Source organism: Microbulbifer sp. ALW1 (genome assembly GCF_009903625.1).
Classification (GTDB): Bacteria; Pseudomonadota; Gammaproteobacteria; order Pseudomonadales; family Cellvibrionaceae; genus Microbulbifer.
Map to the genome: position 1 here is coordinate 189,025 of NZ_CP047569.1, position 18,022 is coordinate 207,046.

General features: G+C 56.7%; 9 protein-coding genes. 2 read left to right on the forward strand and 7 right to left on the reverse strand.

What is annotated here, in order from left to right; translation table 11 throughout:
• Window positions 1-44: 44 nt before the first annotated feature.
• Window positions 45-3,341 (reverse strand): pectinesterase family protein, encoded by a 3,297-nt coding sequence (locus GRX76_RS19130; protein ID WP_201276878.1) that lies wholly within the window; start codon window positions 3,339-3,341, stop codon window positions 45-47.
• Window positions 3,342-4,482: 1,141 nt separating this feature from the next.
• Between GRX76_RS19130 and GRX76_RS00800 the strand changes: the two genes are divergently transcribed.
• On the forward strand, window positions 4,483-6,252 hold the full coding sequence (locus GRX76_RS00800; RefSeq protein ID WP_201276879.1) for an alkyl sulfatase dimerization domain-containing protein: 1,770 nt from the start codon (window positions 4,483-4,485) through the stop codon (window positions 6,250-6,252).
• Window positions 6,253-6,354: 102 nt separating this feature from the next.
• On the opposite strand, the gene GRX76_RS00805 is transcribed toward GRX76_RS00800, so the two are convergent.
• From GRX76_RS00805 to GRX76_RS00825, 5 genes are all read right to left on the reverse strand, one after another.
• On the reverse strand, window positions 6,355-10,347 hold the full coding sequence (locus tag GRX76_RS00805) for a CBM35 domain-containing protein (RefSeq protein ID WP_160151556.1): 3,993 nt from the start codon (window positions 10,345-10,347) through the stop codon (window positions 6,355-6,357).
• A gap of 604 nt (window positions 10,348-10,951) precedes the next feature.
• Complete coding sequence (locus tag GRX76_RS00810; RefSeq protein WP_160151557.1) at window positions 10,952-12,253, reverse strand: TRAP transporter large permease; 1,302 nt, start codon at window positions 12,251-12,253, stop codon at window positions 10,952-10,954.
• Between the two features lie 15 nt (window positions 12,254-12,268).
• Window positions 12,269-12,856, reverse strand: a complete 588-nt coding sequence (locus tag GRX76_RS00815) for a TRAP transporter small permease (protein WP_160151558.1) — start codon at window positions 12,854-12,856, stop codon at window positions 12,269-12,271.
• A 54-nt stretch (window positions 12,857-12,910) separates the two neighbouring features.
• Window positions 12,911-13,903, reverse strand: a complete 993-nt coding sequence (locus GRX76_RS00820; protein WP_160151559.1) for a TRAP transporter substrate-binding protein — start codon at window positions 13,901-13,903, stop codon at window positions 12,911-12,913.
• Window positions 13,904-14,244: 341 nt separating this feature from the next.
• Window positions 14,245-15,213, reverse strand: coding sequence for a sugar kinase (locus GRX76_RS00825; protein ID WP_236250490.1), 969 nt, complete (start codon window positions 15,211-15,213; stop codon window positions 14,245-14,247).
• A 326-nt stretch (window positions 15,214-15,539) separates the two neighbouring features.
• On the opposite strand from GRX76_RS00825, the gene GRX76_RS00830 reads away from it, so the two are divergent.
• Entirely contained in the window at window positions 15,540-16,388 is an 849-nt protein-coding gene (locus tag GRX76_RS00830; RefSeq protein WP_236250491.1) for a FadR/GntR family transcriptional regulator, read from the forward strand.
• 73 nt (window positions 16,389-16,461) lie between these two features.
• Here GRX76_RS00830 and GRX76_RS00835 read toward each other — a convergent pair whose 3' ends face one another.
• Window positions 16,462-18,012: a mannitol dehydrogenase family protein gene (locus GRX76_RS00835; RefSeq protein ID WP_160151561.1), complete on the reverse strand. Its 1,551-nt coding sequence runs from the start codon at window positions 18,010-18,012 to the stop codon at window positions 16,462-16,464.
• Window positions 18,013-18,022 lie beyond the last annotated feature (10 nt).

The window sequence follows — 18,022 nt, forward strand, 5'->3', positions numbered from 1 at the left end:
GGGCCTTTTATTTACGGTTGTTTACGGTTTATTTTTCCAGTTGATTACTGAACCAGCTGGATATCTTCAAACACAAAAGTCTGTGCACCGCTGCCGTTGGGCGCCGCGTACATACCGACGTTTACGGTGTCCGCCAGGTCGGTAAAACCGCTACCGCCAATGCCGGTGTAGGTAACGCCGCCGTCCGCGGAATAGGAAACGGAGTAGGACTGACCGGAACGCTCCAACTTGTAGTAGAGCGAATCGCCGGGCGTGACCGGCGTATCACCGGTTTTGCCCCAACCTGCATCATCCGCAGTGACGTGGCCGTAGCTGGCCACCAGATCAACCGCCTCATCCGCGGTGATATCGTTGATACCGATATGCGCCAGCGGACTGCTGGTGGCACTGGTAGCGTCGCACTCACACAGCATCAGGCCCGCCTGGAACTGGTAGGAGGAACTCTCCCGCAGTGAGCCAACAGATTTCACCTTTGCAGTAAGGACGAAATCACCGGTGACCTCTTTTGAGGCCATAAAGAAAGCAAACTTGCGGGTTTCAAATTTGCCGCCTTCGACGGTGAAGGTGACGCTGTCTTCGGTCTCCGCGTCGATGCTGCCGGAAATACCGGTGGTGGTACCGCCGAGTTTCACATCGGTTGCGCGCCAGATTCCCTCAGGAGCACCCGAGCCCGTCACACAGTAATCGTCGCTGGTGTCTTCCGGATAGGGGTCCCAACCTTCGCCACTGTTCCAGCTGGCAAAAATCTGCGCGCGGGAGCAGAAGCTCGCCGCCACTTCTTCCGCACTCAGCTCGTAACAGCTGCCATTGCCGTCGCAACGCTTGGACAGGTCCAGGGGGCTGCCGGCCAGGTCGGTGCTGCCGTATTCACGCCAACCGCCGGTTGCCGAAGCAGTAACCGGGTTGGGTGCAGGCTGGCCGTTGATACCTTCGTAAGCCCAGCCAATGTCGGCAACGTGGGTGTCCATGGCGGTGTTGATGAAGGTGACGTTGTCGTAATAGCTACTGCTACCACCACTGCGCGCCAGGTGGGTGGTGCCCTGCTCGATGGTGACACCGGTGGGACCCGCGCCCTGGGTCAGTTTTGCATTCAGGAATACAAAACCGGGGGCGGCGGGATCCGGGGTGCGCGCCTGCAGCAGGTAGCCGCCGGAGCTGGTGGCCTCGGTGCTTTTGGAATCCCCCAGAGAACGAATCTCGGTGTCTTCAAACACGGTGGCGGTGCTGTAACCCCAGATAAAGTCCACGTTGCCCGCAACCAGCGAGTTGTGGAACCAGTTGTAGCCCTTCAGCAACAGGGTGTCCTGCTCGGAAATAAACGCGGCGTTACGCGCGATCAGGCGACCTTCACTGTTGAAGTAAATCGTTTCCGCCTGGTCGCCACCACCGGTGCGGCGGTGGGTATTTTCGATGGTGAGGTCTTCGAGGGTGAGCATGTCACCACCCTTCACCAGGAACAGACCGCGGCCTTCGGAGCCACCGTTCAGCGCCTCGTAGTTGGCGTAGTGAATACGGGTCTGATCGGCACCGGCACCCTTGATGGTGAGGTTGTTTTTACCGGACAGGAACAGCAGTTCGCGGTAATCACCAGCGGCAATGGAAATGCTGGCGGCATCGTCTGCGCCGACATTTTCCATCACATGGTTGAGCGCGCCCTGCACCGTGCGGAAGTCCGCAGCACCGTCGTCATCCACGGTCACATCGGCCCCCATGGGCAGTACCGCGCGGGTGGTGAAAGTCCAGCCGGCGTCTTTACCGAGTCCGACAAAGTCGCTGCCGTTCAGCTTTGCGCCCTGCACCAGGTCGGAGCTGATGGCCACGAAGTATTCCACTCCGGCTTCCAGCACATCGGTGTGCGGCGCGATGGTCAGAGTATTGCCATCGATATAGAAAGGCGTGGCGTTCAGAACGCGGGTTTGCGCCTGGCCGTTGTAACCGAGGGTATCGGTTTCACCGCCCGCACGAATGGCGTCCACTTCGGTGTTGTCATCAGCACGGAAAATACGCACCGAGCCAACGGCTTCGTTCAGGGTGGGCGCATTGTCGAAGGTGATACTCAGGCGGGTATCTTCATACTCTCCGGTGGCACCGGGCAGCGGGGTCACCAGCGCACCAATGTCACCGTAGGTCGCAGTCGGCATGGCAAAAGCCTTGGCCAGTTCCACGCTGATGCTACGCTGCAGGCTACTGTCAGAGCCGCTGATAAAGGTAATTTCCGCGGTGCCTTCCGCCAGCGGGATCACTTTCACCAGGTTATCGGTGACTTCCACCGCGGCCACACTGCTATCACTGGAAACGACATTAAACGAATCGGCAGTGACACCGTCGCTCTGCATCGCGACGACATTGATTTCCAACGCGGGATCACCGGCGGTGGCGGCCCAGGTAGGTTCCGTATAGTCGATGGTCAGCTGTACCGGCTTCACTGCGGGATCGCCGACTTTTACGTAGTCCACTTCAAAGGAGCGGTTGTAGGTAAAGAAGCCGATACGACCAGCGGTGCTGTACTGGTTGTCCGCGTCGGAATAGGTACCCAGCTCTTCGCCGTCGAGATATACGGTGACATTACTGCCGACCATGTCATAGCGCACGGTGTACCAGCTGCCATCGGTAGCATCCTGTTCACCCAGCAACAGCGGTTTTTTCGCCTGCACTTCGCGGCTGACGGAACTGCCGTTGGCATAGCCCGCCTCCACCTGGGTGGACTCGCTGCTATTCTGCATATTCAGGCCGCCGAAATACCACTGCAGTGGTCCCTGGTAGCGGCCGATGCTGTACAGGTATTTGTTGCCGGTGTTGCCGTTGGCGCGGGGACGAATACGGTACTCGACAAAATAGTCCGCAGGCACACTGCCGAAGGCGCCTTCCTTGACCAGGATCAGTTCGCCATCGCTCAGGTTTTCACCGCGGGTACCGGCGGTAAAACGCAGGGACTTTCCTTTTTCGCCCTCGTCGAGAATATCGAAGACACCGGGATCGGCGAGGCCATAACCGTCGATTACCGCATCCCAGCTGCTGGCGAATTCACCGTCTTCGAAATCGTCACAGAAATACAGGCCGGTTTCCGGGCAGGTGAAGGCGCTGGGCTCAGGTTCTGGTTCGGGCTCCGGTTCGGGTTCCGGCTCGGGTTCCGGCTCGGGTTCCGGCTCGGGTTCTGGCTCGGGTTCTGGCTCAGGTTCTGGTTGCGGATCCGGCGATGGAATGATCGGATCGGGATCTTCCGCCACGATAGGGCTCAATTCCACCAGCTCTTTTTTACTGCCTTCGTCACTGCAGCCAGTCATCAGACTGCCCAGCAACGCGGCCATGGAGGTGGCCATCAGTGTGCTTGGGACTCTCATCGAATACTCCTGGTTTTCTGTTTTATTGTTGTTAGCCAACGGCTGTGCAGCCGCCGGCCCTCCTTCACTGCCCTACCGCCCCCTTTTGATCTACGGTATGACAAATGAAACTGGTGCAAAAAATCCGGGCACTCGGCCCGTTTCTTTTCAACTGTGCTGTTGTTCTGGGTATCGGCAAACGCGCGAGACGCTGCGAACGCTTTACCAGCTGTTCAGCGATCAGCTGTCGACAAAAATGAAGTACGCAGGAGTCAACCTGCCAGGGATATAAATGGGTTAGCTGCTGAAATGCTCATCACGTTCATCTTGTTATCATTTTTAAATTTTTATTATTTCTCTCTGACCCGGTTGTTTTATGGTGAGTCAGAAGTGCGCTCACCTGGAATGACAGGTGGCACCGATATTGGTTTGTCATTACTACATTAAGTGACACCAAAATCTAAAAGTTGGTAATACCAAAAGAGTCGATGAGGTTAGTCCACAATATGGGATGTGTAAAGCCTGCCGGTATTTGCACTCATTCAATTGGCGTGAAAAATTACACCCTTTGGTCTAACGCAGGAAAAAATGCCAGCAAGTAACGGCAATTCCTCAGCAACCACCGGCTCCTTGCTCCTAAACCGGCACCTAAAACACAAATAACGGTATGTCATTTATGACAGCTGGTTTTTACGCCGCTTCTTTTAGGCCGGTTTCGGCCATCCACCTGGATCGGCCCAATCCACACCACCACGCAATCGCATTTTTTTTGGATGGCTCCGCACATTTACACGCATAAATAAGCGCCTTCCCCGGTACTTAGCGCATCAACTTCTATACTGATGCCTTCATGCCACCGGGCAGGTTTTCCAGCCCAACCCCCTGTATTGAAATTTCATTACCACTCGATCCAACGCGGCGAGAACATCGCACCGTAAATCACTGCGGCGTGAGTCCTCAGGGGAAAATGCTGGCGGGCCTCATCAAACGGAAAGGACGTATCGAAATGGTGTCGACGAAACGGACGGTTGCGACGCAAATAGCATCAACACTTTGCGGCGCGGTTATTTTTTCCTGGGCTGCGATTGCAACCGCACAAGATATCGGGCCACTGAATAGCCCCGTTCGAAGCCAAGACCCTGCGACCTTCAAAAACGCAGCGGTGCTCGATCATCTGCTCCCTCATATCTGGCAAGGTAAAAATCTGGCATTTACCGACGCTGCGCCAACCGTTGCCAAAGCCCAGACCGAATACGCGAAGATGATGCCCGAGTCGATTCAGGAGGTAGTGAAAGACAAGATCTACCACGCCTACGGCTTCCAGGTGGCCTCCACCCTGATAGTGATCGGCGATGACGGCCTGATCGTTATCGACCCGGGTTCCGACGATGATAGTGCGAAAGCAACCCGGGAGGCGTTTATCAAGGCGGTACCCGCGGCATCAAACCTTCCGGTGACGGCAATTATCTATACACACCGCCACCCGGATCATGCGTTTGGCTCCGCTGGATGGGGTGTCACACAGCAGGATATTGACGCGGGCAAGGTCAAGATTATTGCTTCGGAAAACTTTATCGATAATCTCGTGAACGACGTAGGCGTGGTGGGGAACATTCTTACCCAGCGCACCGCTTACGCAGGTGGATACCCCAAACAAGGCGCGGATGGACTGGTTCACGCAGCCATTGGCCCGACATTTTCTGCCGGCCCCCTTTCTTTCTTCATGCCAACGGACACCGTGTCCGAAGAAAAGCCGCTGAAGCTCAATATCTCGGGCGTTAACCTCGAAGTGTTCCACGCCTATGGCGACGCAGACACCGATGAGATTGACGTTTATTTCCCGGACTATCGCCACGTGCACGGATCGGAAACCATTCAGGGGGAAACCTTCCCTAACCTGTATACATTGCGCGGCACCTCATACCGCGATGTTGCAGCGTGGCTGGAAGGTGTCGAAATTTTGCTGGCTTACGCGAAAAACTCCGACACCTATTCAGGCTCACATATGCGAGCCTGGAAAGGAAATGACTTTATCGTGGAAAGGATCCGCAACTACCGCGATGCGATTCAGTATGTCCACGACCAGGCCATTTACTGGACCAACCTGGGATATACCCGCGATGAACTGGCGGAGAAAGTGGTTCTTCCCGAGCCTTATGCCAGTGACCCCTGGCTACAGGAGTACTACGGTACTGTCGCCCACTCAGTACGCAATATTTACGGTGGTTATATCGGCTGGTGGGAAGGCGATCCCACCCAATTGGCACGCCCGGCGCCAAAAGCCCGGTCCGAGCAGTATGTTCGCGTAATGGGTGGAAGAGACGCGGTGCTAAAAGAAGGGCGCGACGCAATCGATAAAAAGAATTACGGCTGGGCCGCAGAATTGCTGACACATCTCGTCAATGCAGACCCATCCGACATGGAAGCGCGGAAATTGAAAGCGGAGGCACTGCGAAACTGGGGTTACCTGCAGACCAACATTTACTGGCGTATGTATGGAATCTCCGGCGCCCGCGAACTTGATGGAACCATTGACCGTTCGCAGCCGTGGAACTTTGCAGATCCGGCAATCGTTAAAGTGTTACCCACCAAATCCCTGATGAAAACCATGAGTGTGCGCCTGAACGCGGAACGCGCCGGCGACGCCGCGATGAAGGTGCAGTTCATCGTATCCGATACCAATGAACAGGGCGGATTCGAGGTGCGCAACAAAATTGCGGCCTATACCGAGGACAAGCTGGAATCCCCGGACGTGACCATTCGCGGCCCCAAGGCGGCAATCCTGCAAACCATTGCCACGGGCAAGCTGGCGGATGGCGTTCAGGTATCGGGCGACAGGTCGACTGCCAGTAAATTCCTGGGGCTCTTCGACTTGATCAAACCCAATGACGTCAATCTTATACTGCCCCCGGGTACGCCACTCAACCCTTGAGCCGGACAAGCGGCATTCGTAAAAAAAGCCCATTTGCCTGAAGGCAAATGGGCTTTTCTATTTAGAGCCACTTAGAGCGACATTTCGAAAGTGTCCACTCGCTTACTGACAGGCAACCTCACCGAGCCCAACAACATAGCTCTGGTCGTAACCCAGTGGGGAGTTGAACGGTATCTCGCCGTCGACTCCCGCAGTGGCAATGATGTAATCCGCCATCGCCTGGCCGGCCGGCAGGTTCTGAGCGGCCATAACATCACGGGAATACGCAGTGTAATCCTGTGACAGATCACTGACCGAACCAGATGCATTGGTAATCTCATATACCAGTGACGGATCCAGGTTACAGGCTGCATCAGAGAACCAGACCAGAGAGCCGTCGGTGCGGAAGTTCCCGCCGTCAACGTCACGGGCGAGTTCTGCACCGCGCTCGTTCAGCGCCTGGACAACATCGTCTTTTTCCTGGAAGTCGCGGTTCATCAGGAACATGTTGTCTTCCCACAACACGCTCGCACCAACACGCACGCTGAGAATGTCCTTGCGATAGTTCATAAAGAAGTTGTTGAACATGTGCGTGGTACCGCGACGGATCAGCGGAACACGACGCAGAGTATTGCCCAGCGCATCGTAGTGATCGTCGGTGGTAATGAACGCGTTGTGGTGCATGGTGGTGCGGATCTGCTCATTGATGGTCCTGCTGTCGCTGGAACCATGCAACGCGGCACGCTTCACATTCACCAGCTTGTTGAAGCTCATGGTGATGTTGTAAGCACCCACTTTCACATCAAACGCCGAGTCACCGGTGGTGTCGAAGGTGTTTTTGTGAATCCAGATTTCGTGGGATGCACCGGTATTGCGGATCATGTCCGGATCCAGCCCGTGGTCTTCGGTGTGGCCGGCACCACGGAAGTCGAGGTTGGTCAGGATCACATGTTCTGCAGTTTGCGTCGGCGCGCCGCTGCTATCTGCACCGATGGCAAAGCCATTGAAGCGGAAGTAAGCGTTGGCCTGGCGACCGTCGAGGGTTTTGTGGGAACCGATCTTGGTATTGCGAATCGGTAGATCACCGTCATTCAGGCGGTTATTGAAGAACTCCGCCATACAGGATGCTTCGTCACCGATACCGTTATCCGAGCACCACTGGCGATAGTCATTACACTGCGCTTCGGTGCCACCAATGGCCGCTTGTACCGTGCTATCGGAGCAATGATTGCGGTGCATGGAAACTTCGGTTTCGTTCGCGAACTCGAATTTGTCGAAAACGATCCAGTTGTAGTCATCACCGGTGACCGCATCCAGGATCTGCTGCTCTACGGAGCGGCCCTGCGCGTCGTTTTTGGTAATCACGGTCAGCTGGCTGTTGCCGTTGGGGTCGTAACCGCCCATGGCATTCTCACCATAGCCCACTGCGCGACCGAGGGTCTGGAACAGACATTCGACAATTTCCTGGTCGGTATCCAGCTCGGCGGAATCGCGCCAGTTTACGTTCGGGTCCGTGGCGAGGATGTAGCAGGCATTGCTCACTTCCGGAGACGGGAAGGCGCCACCGGAGGAAGAAGAACCGCCGCCAGAGGAAGAGCTGCTCGAACTACTGCTGGAAGTACCACCGGAAGACGAGCTGCTGGAAGAACTGGTGCCACCAGAAGATGAACTACTGCTGGAAGAACTGCTGCCGCCAGAGGAGGAACTGCTACTGCTGGAAGAAGAACCACCGGCGCAGTCACCAGCGACCGGTGTAACCCCGGTAACCGACAGGCTGTCGATATTGGCGAGACCACTGCTTGCGGTCGCTTGCAGGCGGATACTGTTGTAGCCCGCACTGAGATTCACGGTAACGGAACCACTGTCGGCATAATTTGCCCAGGCACCGGTTTCACCCATGCTGACACTACCCTGGCTGCTACCGTTTACCAGCACATCCGCCGGACGGTCGCCGGAACCATTGGCAAAGCGCCATTGCAAGGTATAGGTACCCGCAGCAGGTACCACGACCGACCAATCCACGCCCATGCCCGAGTCGTTATCAGTATTCGCATAGCCGACACCGGTAAAGCCCGAGTGCTCGGTTTCGATGGCACCATCAACCGCACAGAAACCGGCTTCCGCTTCCTGCAACTGCAGGGTGGAGACCGCAGTAGCAATTACCGCATCATCGCCGTTGGAATTGGTCACGACACCGGTAGTGTCGGTTACCTTGATCCAGTAGTAGTAGGTACCGTCAGCCAGGCTGGCATCGGTATAACTGTTGCCCAGTACACTGGTGGCAATACGCACGCGGCCGCTCGGATCAGGATCCGTATCGCGGTACACCTCCTGGTTCTGGATATCGATATTACTCACATTCCAGCTGAGGTTGGCATCGGAGCCTGTTGTGGTAACGGCGAGATCGACGCTACCGCCGGAGCTGCTGCCACCGGAACTGGAGGAGCTGCTGGAAGAACCACCGGAAGAGGACGAGGAACTCACCTCGCCGGTGGCGTTGTAGATTTCAAACTCGGCAATCTGCGGTGCACTTGTAGCGGAGTCGATCATCAGATTGATCTTGTCCATGCTCACATCACCGAGATAAACCTGGAGCTCGGCGCCAATACTGGAGCCAGATGCCAGTTCTTCACCGGTGTCGTTATTCACCAACCGCCAGGCCTGAACCACATCGCCAATTTCGCGAATAATGACGGTATTGAAGCTGCTGCCAAAGTTTTTCGCGGAAATGCGTTCACCGCTGCTGGAACCTGGCTGCCAGTAACTCGCGAAGTCACCATCGATCGCGTTACCGTAGCTGCTGCCACTGCCCTTGCTGCTGCCATCGGCATCGCCGGAAAGTGCCAGGTTGGAACCGAGTTCCGCGGGCACACCGCCACCGGAGCTACCGGTGCCGCCGGAGGAGCTGGAGCTGCTGGAAGAACTGCTTGAGCTGCTACTACTTGAGGTTCCGCCGGAGCTACTGGATGAAGAACTGCTGGACGAAGAGCTGCTTGAAGAGGAGCTGCCACCGGAAGAGGAGGAACTGGAGGAACCGCCTTCGACCTCACAGGCACCGTCACTCACTAACAGACCGGCATTGGCACCGGCAGCCGCGAGGACGATCTGCGGAACACAGGCCGCGTCATCCAGGTTGTAGCTGTACGGGATGCTGACGGAAGTGGTGGAAACCGGGTTCGGGCCCGCAGGATGGTTATCAGTGTCTTCCGCTGTCCAGGTAACGTTGGACCAGATATTGCCATTTACCTCCCAGTAACCCATGTCGTCGGTGTAAAAAGTACCGAGCGGATCTTTCGAATCTTCGAAGTAATTGTGCTCAGCTTTCATGACACCGCCAATACGCGGGTTCATCCCGGACTTGTTCAACTGGCGATAGTAGTTGTTGTAGGCGTGTGCGGTAGCGTGTCGCAACAGAGGTGTACGGGAGTCGATATTCTCGTACAGGTTGTGGTGGAAAGTTACAGGACCATTGTTGCTGTCGCTGTCACTGGAGCCTACCAGGCCACCGCGGCCAGAATTGCGCAAAATGCTGTAGGAAAGCGTGACGTACTTAGTTTCCGCTTTCATATCGAACAGCGCATCGTAACCGTCGCTTTCACCACCCTGGGCTTCCAGGGTCAAATGGTCCGCCCACACGTTGTACACGTTGCTTTCCATACCGATGGCATCGCCACCGTTAGATGTGGGGGAGCCCGATTTTTTCACATTCCGCACGTGCAGGTTCTGCAGAATGATGTTCGACGCGCTGCGCAAATGAATGCCGAGTTCATCAAACAAGGCCCCGTTGCCCACACCGATAATGGACACGTTGCTGACTTCTTTGATTTCAATCACGCCATCGGCGGTATTGCAGCTGTCACCGGATACCTTGCTGGTATTGCCGTGATTGATGGTGCCTTCGACATGAATAATGATGGGGGTATCGCTGGATGCCCGGTTACACAGGGCCGCGTGAATTTCGGTTCCGGTGGTGGCATAGACCACATCACCACCGGCTCCGCCGGTGGTGCCACCGTTCTGTGTGGCAAACCCCGAGGCCTGCGCGGAAACATCCGCGGCCGCGAAGGTGCCCAGCAATGCACTCAGCATCGCTGCTCTCTTCAAATTGATCTGCATGTGACCTTCCGTACTTATGATTATTTAGAAGTTCAACCTGAAATAAGGCATTCAGGTCCAGTCTGACGACCAGCCACAGGCACAACACCCGAGAGACACACCCCGGCTACGCAAACGGCGTGCGGGAATAACGGGAACAACTTTAGTTAGGGACTAATCATCATCGCTATGGGCCTCAAGGGACAGACGGCCCGCAATATTGGTTTGCCATTATTATTAATTTCGGCCTTGTAATAAGACGCCAATTGGCAATACCAAATCGAAGGAAAGGTTATCCACAATACCGGGGAGTGTAAAGCCTGTTAGCCGACCGGCTGACCAATATGAGAAGCCTTTCGCGCCTTAATGGATGAAAAAAGCGACATTTGCACCAGTTTAGCTATCTATTTTGCATTCAGTGGCTGCGCTTCGGCCGAGGACAAGCTGAGAAGGAACACCGCGACACAATAGCTTTGGACAGGCCAAAAAAAAAGCCGGGCTAAACAGCCCGGCAATACCATCCTGAGATGATGCGAGGAAATCAATGAAAAGTGCCACGCGGGGCGATACCACATTGGAGGCCTAGCCCAACCTCCGGTACAACGATGAGTAACCTTTGGGGCGGTTACTCGATCAATCCCAGCGCGCGCGGCAGAAACTCGCTGATGGCCGGCACCAAGGTGACCAGTGCCAGTACCACGAACATCATCAGGTACATGGGCATCAGCGGGCGGATCAACGCTGTGATTGATGTTTTGGAAATACTTGCCCCCACGAACAGCACACTACCCACCGGCGGCGTACACAGGCCGATACACAGGTTCAGGATCATCACGATACCGAACTGCAGCGGTGACATTCCCAGCTCGGTCACTACCGGCAGGAAGATGGGGGTAAAGATCAGTACCGCCGGGGTCATGTCCATAAAGGCGCCCACAGCGAGAAGAATCAGATTGATGGTCAGCAGGATCAGCAGCGGGTTATCACTCAGGGTGATCAGGGCCTGGCTGATGGTCTGCGGAATATTCTGGTAGGACATGATCCAGGACATGGCCGAGGAAGCGGCGATCAGGAACATCACGATCGCGGTGGTCTCAACGGACTTGGTCAGCAGCGCCGGCAACTGATTCAGCTTCACTTCCTTGTACACCACACAGGAAAGCAGCAGCGAGTAAAGTACGGCGATGGCACTGGCTTCGGTAGCGGTGAAGAAACCACTGATGATGCCGCCGATCACGATAAAGATCAGGAACAGGCTGGGCACCGCGTCCACGGTTTTCTGCACGGCTTCTTTCAGGGTGGGCTTTTCACCGACCGGGTAGCCTTTGGCTTTCGCCCAGACGCCACACACCATCATCAAACCCAGCGCCAGCAGCAGGCCTGGCAGGTAGCCGGCAATAAACAGCGCAGCGATGGACACACCACCGGAGGCCAGCGAGAAGACGATGAGAATATTGCTCGGCGGGATCAACAGGCCGGTGGTGGAAGAAGCCACGGTCACCGCCGTGTTGAAGTTTTTGTCGTAACCCTCTTTGGTCATGGACGGAATCATGAAGCCGCCGATGGCCGAGGTGGCCGCAACTGCAGAACCGGAAATGGAGCCGAACAGGGTGCAGCTGATAATGTTCACGAACGCCAGGCCGCCGGGCAACATGCCCACCAGCACGCGGGCGAAGTCGATAATGCGCCGGGCGATACCGCCGCTGCCCATCAACATGCCGGAAAAAATAAAGAACGGAATGGCGAGCAGCGCGAAGCTGTCGATGCCGCTGGCCATACGCTGGGCCATGGTGATCATGGCCGGGTCAAAATCGATGGTGCACAGCATGGTGAGCACGGTAGCCGCACCAATACTGATGGAAATAGGCACATTAAGCGCGAGAAGGATCAGAAAACTGACCAGCAATACCAGAACTGCAACTTCCACGATGACTCTCCTCGCTTAGGCTTCGACGGCAGCTTCGGGCTGCTTTTGTTTTTGTTGGTTCTGCTGACCGGAAGCCGATGCTTCAGCGTCATCATCGGTGTAGGGATGTACCCCGGAATCGAATTCCGCCGGCAACTCTTCTTTCGCCGTAATCAGCTCGACCAGATGATCGATGGAAAAGAGGCAGATCAGCAAGCCGGACAATGGCAGCACACTGTAGACATAACCCATCGGCAGGTTCAGCGCCGCAGAGTATTGCTCCAGCTCAAAGGTGAGCAGCATCAGCTTGGCACCGCCGTAAACCATCGCCAGGGCGGCGAAGGCAAAACACACCAGCACCACAAAAATCTGCAGCGCGCGGCGCTTGGCACCGTGCAAGGCATTGCTCAACAGGTCGATACCCAGGTGGGAGCGTTTGCGGTAGGCGTAGGCACCGCCCAGCAGGCCGATCCACACCAGCAGGTAGCGCGCCACTTCTTCGGTATAGGAGCTCGGCTGCATCGGCAGGAAACGGGTGAGGATCTGCCAGGTCACGTCCAGCACCATCAGTGCCAGCAGCGTACCCAGCACAAAGGCCAGGGCCTTTTCAATTTTCTGCATCATCTTTGCCTTCCACTTTTAATCGTTCGTTATTAGTGGGCTTTTATTTTTTAACAATTAATTAATGGCTTTGATCTGGTCCAGCAGATCGCCAACCTCGGTGCCCTTGTAGCTGTCGTGCAGCGGTTTTACGGCATCGATAAAGGGCTGTTTATCCGGGTAGATGACTTCCACACCTGCCGCCTTCACGGCCGCCAGGGACTCCTCGGTGGATTCCTGCCACAGCTTGCGCTGGTAGGTCACGGCTTCGGCCACGGCCTGCTCCAGCCACTGCTGTTGTTGCGGTTCCAGTTTGTTCCACACCTCGGTGCTGATCAGCAGCAGGTCGGGCACATAGGTGTGCTCGTCCAGGGTGTAGTACTTGGACACTTCGTAGTGCTTGGAGAGGTAGAAACTCGGTGGGTTGTTCTCGGCACCGTTGACCACGCCCTGCTGCAGCGCAGTGTACAGCTCGCCCCAGCTCACCGGGGTGGCGGCGCCGCCCAGGGTGTTGACCATCTTGATCGCGGTCTGGCTGTTCTGGACACGGATTTTCTGGCCGGCGAGATCGGCCGGCGACTGCACACCGATATCGTTCATGTAGAAGCTGCGGCTGCCGGCATCCAGGTAACCCAGGCCGCGCAGGCGCGCACGCTCACAGGCCACCAGCAGGTCTTTGCCGATTGGGCTCTGCAGCACATTCCAGAAATGTTCGGAATCGCGAAAAACGTAGGGAAGGTTGAAGACCTTCATCTCCGGCACAAAGCCCTCCATGGGGCTGGCGGAGACCTTGGTCATGGCCAGGCTGCCAATCTGCAGCAGTTCGATCAGTTCGCGCTCACTGCCCAGCTGACCGCCGGAATAGATGTCGATGCGCATGGTATCGCCGGACAACTCTCGCAGGCGCTCATCCATAAACACCATGGCGCGGTGTACCGAGTGCTGCTGGTCCAGGGTGTGGGCCAGCTTCAGGGCAACCTGGTCTTCCTGAAAGCCGCAGCTGGCCATCAGGATGGTGGCGCCTGCCAGCGCCGCAGCGCGCAGCTGCTGCCAGAATCTTCTCGTTATCATCATCGTGACCTGCGATTTATTTCTTATCGGGTACAGGTGTGTCGGTACTGCCGGGCCCCGGGATACAGCGGGCATCCAAACGCATGGCAGACCAAATTGGTCATACCATGCTACCAACAACCGGTCAGCGGGTGCAAACGGTCTTTGCAGATTTACCCTGGCTGGAGCCTGGCGAGAGCTCCCGGCAAGTGGCATCGGGGACATCCCTCCCCAAGACGGCGACAGGAAAAACGCTGTAGACCCGCAACTTGCGGTGAATATTACGCCAAAACGGCGCATTTTTAACCTGTTAATTCACAAGCGGCTCGACCACCGGGCCTGACCAGCCGCCGCAAGCCTGCTCAGCAGGCCTCGGCTTCCGGCGCCTCTGCAGCAGCAGCCAGATACTCAGCGCGCGGAATAATGGCGCCGCGGTGGCCGATAACCCGCGCGGCACAGCGGTTGCCCGCAGCGATGGACTGTTGCGGGCTGGCACCCTGCAAACGGGCCGCCAGGTAACCGGCATTGAAAGAGTCGCCAGCGCCAGTGGTATCCACCACACGGCTGACCGGGGGCACGTCGATGGCGGTCAGTTCGCCGTCGAGCTGCAGCAACACCGGCTCGGCGCCGCGCTTGATCACCAACTCCACCACACCCGCCCTGGAATTGCGCTGTACACACTGGCCCGCGCGCTTGTCGCCCCACAGCGCCTGCTCGTCCTCAAAGGTCAGCAGCGCCATATCGGTCACGGCCATAAAGGCGGCCACCGCTTCCCGCGCCTCGTCGGCAGACTTCCACAGGCGCGGGCGATAGTTGCTGTCGAAGGCCACACGGCCGCCAGCGGCACGGTATTCCTTGAGGAACGCCAGCAGTTCGACGCGGGCATCCGCGCTCATGATGGCAAGGGTGATGCCAGACAGGTAGAGGCAGTCCATCTCGCGCAAATGGGCCTTCAGCGCCTCGCGGCGGTCCGCATCCGCAAACAGCTCCCGGGCCGGGGCCTGGTCGCGCCAGTAGGTGAAGTAGCGCTCGCCGTCTGGCGTGTTCTGAATCATGTACAGGCCCGGGCAGCGGCCCGGCATGCGCGCGATGGCGCTGGTATCAATCCCCTCCCCGGCCAGGCGAGTGAGCACTTCCTCACTGTAGGGGTCATCCCCCAGCAGGGTCACGTAGCTGACACTGACACCGCCGCGGGCGATATACACCGCGGTGTTGTAAGTATCCCCGGCGTAGGACTGCGCCAGCAGCGGCTTGTCGCTGCCTGCCTGCCCCTGAACCGACGCCTGCGGCGCCAGTTCCACCATGACTTCTCCCAGTGCTGCCAGCTTCACGGCGTCCACCTCTGTCGTTTCTAACATCGTTGTATTTATCGTCGTCTGCCCAGCAGATATGCACCAAGGCCTTACCGAATTTTTGCACAGGTATAACCAATTTGGCCGCACAAGGCAACTGCGGTAGCGCCTGCCCATAGAAGACTGGGCAAATTTCACCCAACCCAAACTGGTAATGCCACCTTACCAGATTATTCAGGTTTTCTACTGGATTGCAACTGAATTGCTCTCGATTGCTCGCAATTGCTTCACGCCAACGGACAAACTCTGCGAACAACTTCTATGGCTGGCAGGAATTCGCTAGAATCGTCAGGATATTGGGACTGGTGGTCAGACAGGTTGCATCCTCGATGGCCCTGGCACTCACCATTGAGCGCAATTTGCCGTTAAATGTCCCCAACCTGGGGCTGCGCCGGTCGCAGCCCGATTTATTCACAGACCGTATTCATATACAGGGGCGCGAACCCGTGGAACTGCAAGCAGTAAAAGCCGAAAGACTCTATTTAAAGGTTGCCGAGCAGCTCTCGCGACTTATCACCAATGGGTCCATCAAACCCGGTGAGCGCCTGCCCTCCGAGCGGGTACTGGCGGAAAAACTGGGGGTCAGCCGCCCCACCATTCGCGAAGCAATGATTGCCCTGGAGATTTCCGGTGTTATCGAGATCCGCACCGGCTCCGGTATCTACGCCACACAAAAACAGTACCAGCAGTCGCAACCAGAAATTGGCGATAAAGGAGTTGGCCCCTTCGAGATTCTGGAAACCCGCTTCATCATTGAGTCGGAAGCCTGTGCATTGGCGGCGGCCCGCATTAGCAGCGAGCAAATCCGTGAGCTGAAGCAGGCAGTCAAGGAAATGGAAGAAGAAGAGACCCGTGCGGACGCTTCAGAAAAGGCCGACTGGAAATTCCACAGCATTATTGCCGAGGCTTCCCAGAACACTGCGATCATCGGTATCGTCAACTGGCTGTGGGAACTACGCAATCAGTCGGAGCTCAGTACCGGCTTTATGGAGCGACTGCGCGCAGAGGGCGTTCACCCGTCAATCGAAGATCACCGCAAGATTATTCTGGCACTGGAACAGCGCAATCCGGAAAAGGCACGCGCGGCCATGCGCAACCATATCGACAATGCCACTGCGGCAGCGGCAACCTATTTTGAGCAGGAGCCAGTGTAAACTGGCGCGCTGCACCCGGTAACACAGAACTCAGCAACACACAGAACCCGGTCGCGCACCGCCGTGCGGTGTGCTATCGGGTTTTGGCAAGCAGCACAGCAAGCGCTGACTTCACCCCACCCTCGATCATCAGCGCCAGCTGATCCCGCACTCCATCTACAAAGTCTTCACTCTGCAGCAGAGCCCCGGGCACGATACCTGAATGGGTCAACAATGCCGCAACATGGTCCTGCGCGGGAAAGCTTTGCTGATCTTTCTGGCGTTTGAGCATTGCCACCAGTGGCTGCGCCGCAGGGTCCCGCGATTCGAACCCTTTTTGCGAAAAAGTTCCTAGGAACATTGTCGCAAGCCAGGCAGCCACAACCCCCGTCAACAACGGACTCTGTTGGCCGCGCTGAAGTCGTTCGATCATCGGCTCAAGGATACGCTGAGGCAATTTCTGGCTGCTGTCAGACGCCACCTGCTGGCAGGTGTAAGGTACCGCGGGATTGGAGAAACGGTTAAGCAAGGTGGAGCAGTATTGCTCGAAGTCGATATCCGGCAGCGCTACGAGCGTCGGCAATATCTCTTTCTGCATCAACGCCATCACAAACGCTCTAATTTGCGCATCCGTGGCCGCCTCGTAAATACAAGTGTAGCCACTTAGCGCACCCAAAAACGCCAGCGCCGAGTGACTGCCATTTAGCAGACGTAATTTCATCCGCTCATAGGGCGCGACATCGGCGACCACGCTGACGCCTACCGAACGCCAGTCCGGCGTGGGCGCAACAAAGTTACCTTCGATCACCCACTGGCGAAAATCTTCACTCAGAAGACAGGCGGTATCGCGGTAGCCCACACGCTGCTGGATGCTCTCGGCAATGGGCTCGCTGGTAGCGGGCACCATGCAATCCACCATGGTGCTGCAGAAACCGATTTCCCGCAGCATCCAGGTCGCCAGACCGCTGTCTTGCAGGCGCGCGGCAGTCAACAGGCAATCCCGCAGCAATGCGCCATTGTTCGGCAGGTTGTCGCAGCTCAAAAGATTGAAACCGGACAGTCCTCGCTCGCGGCGCAGGCGACAGGCCGCCAGCAAAAAGCCCACCAGGGTTTTTGGCGCTCCCGGGTGCAACACGTCGTGCTCAATATCGGGATGGGACAGATCCAGGGCTCGACCACCTGGCTTCAGGCAATATCCTTTCTCGGTGACAGTCACTGTCACCACATGGGTAGACTCTGAAGTCAGCGCCTCAATAACCGCATCGGGACTTTCCGGCGCAACCAGAACCTTTGCCACCGACCCGATCACACGCAGATTTTCTGTACCCGATGCGCGCTCGCACAGGGTGTAGAGACAGTTCTGCGACTGCATCCGATCCCGTACATCCGGATTGCGCAGACTTACCGCAGTGATACGCCAGTTGCCACCGAACTTGCGCAATACCTCATCCACGTACACCGCCTGATGTGCGCGATGAAAATTGCCGATACCAATATGCACAATGCCACAACCCGACTCCGCAGGGTTGTAGCCGGGCATGAGCACCCCGTTGCCGAGGGTGCTCTGTTTTTCAGAAACCGACTTGAGAAACTGCAGATACAGCTGTGATGCCTGCGCGGCAGGCTGCTTCGATAAAGCAGGCATACACCTTCCC

What these genes read in the sequence shown, in the direction of transcription:
- GRX76_RS00805 (WP_160151556.1), bottom strand. Translation starts at nt 10,347, where the DNA reads ATGCAGATCAATTTGAAGAGAGCAGCGATGCTGAGTGCATTGCTGGGC.
- GRX76_RS19130 (WP_201276878.1), bottom strand. Translation starts at nt 3,341, where the DNA reads ATGAGAGTCCCAAGCACACTGATGGCCACCTCCATGGCCGCGTTGCTG.
- GRX76_RS00815 (WP_160151558.1), bottom strand. Translation starts at nt 12,856, where the DNA reads ATGATGCAGAAAATTGAAAAGGCCCTGGCCTTTGTGCTGGGTACGCTG.
- GRX76_RS00835 (WP_160151561.1), bottom strand. Translation starts at nt 18,012, where the DNA reads ATGCCTGCTTTATCGAAGCAGCCTGCCGCGCAGGCATCACAGCTGTAT.
- GRX76_RS00820 (WP_160151559.1), bottom strand. Translation starts at nt 13,903, where the DNA reads ATGATAACGAGAAGATTCTGGCAGCAGCTGCGCGCTGCGGCGCTGGCA.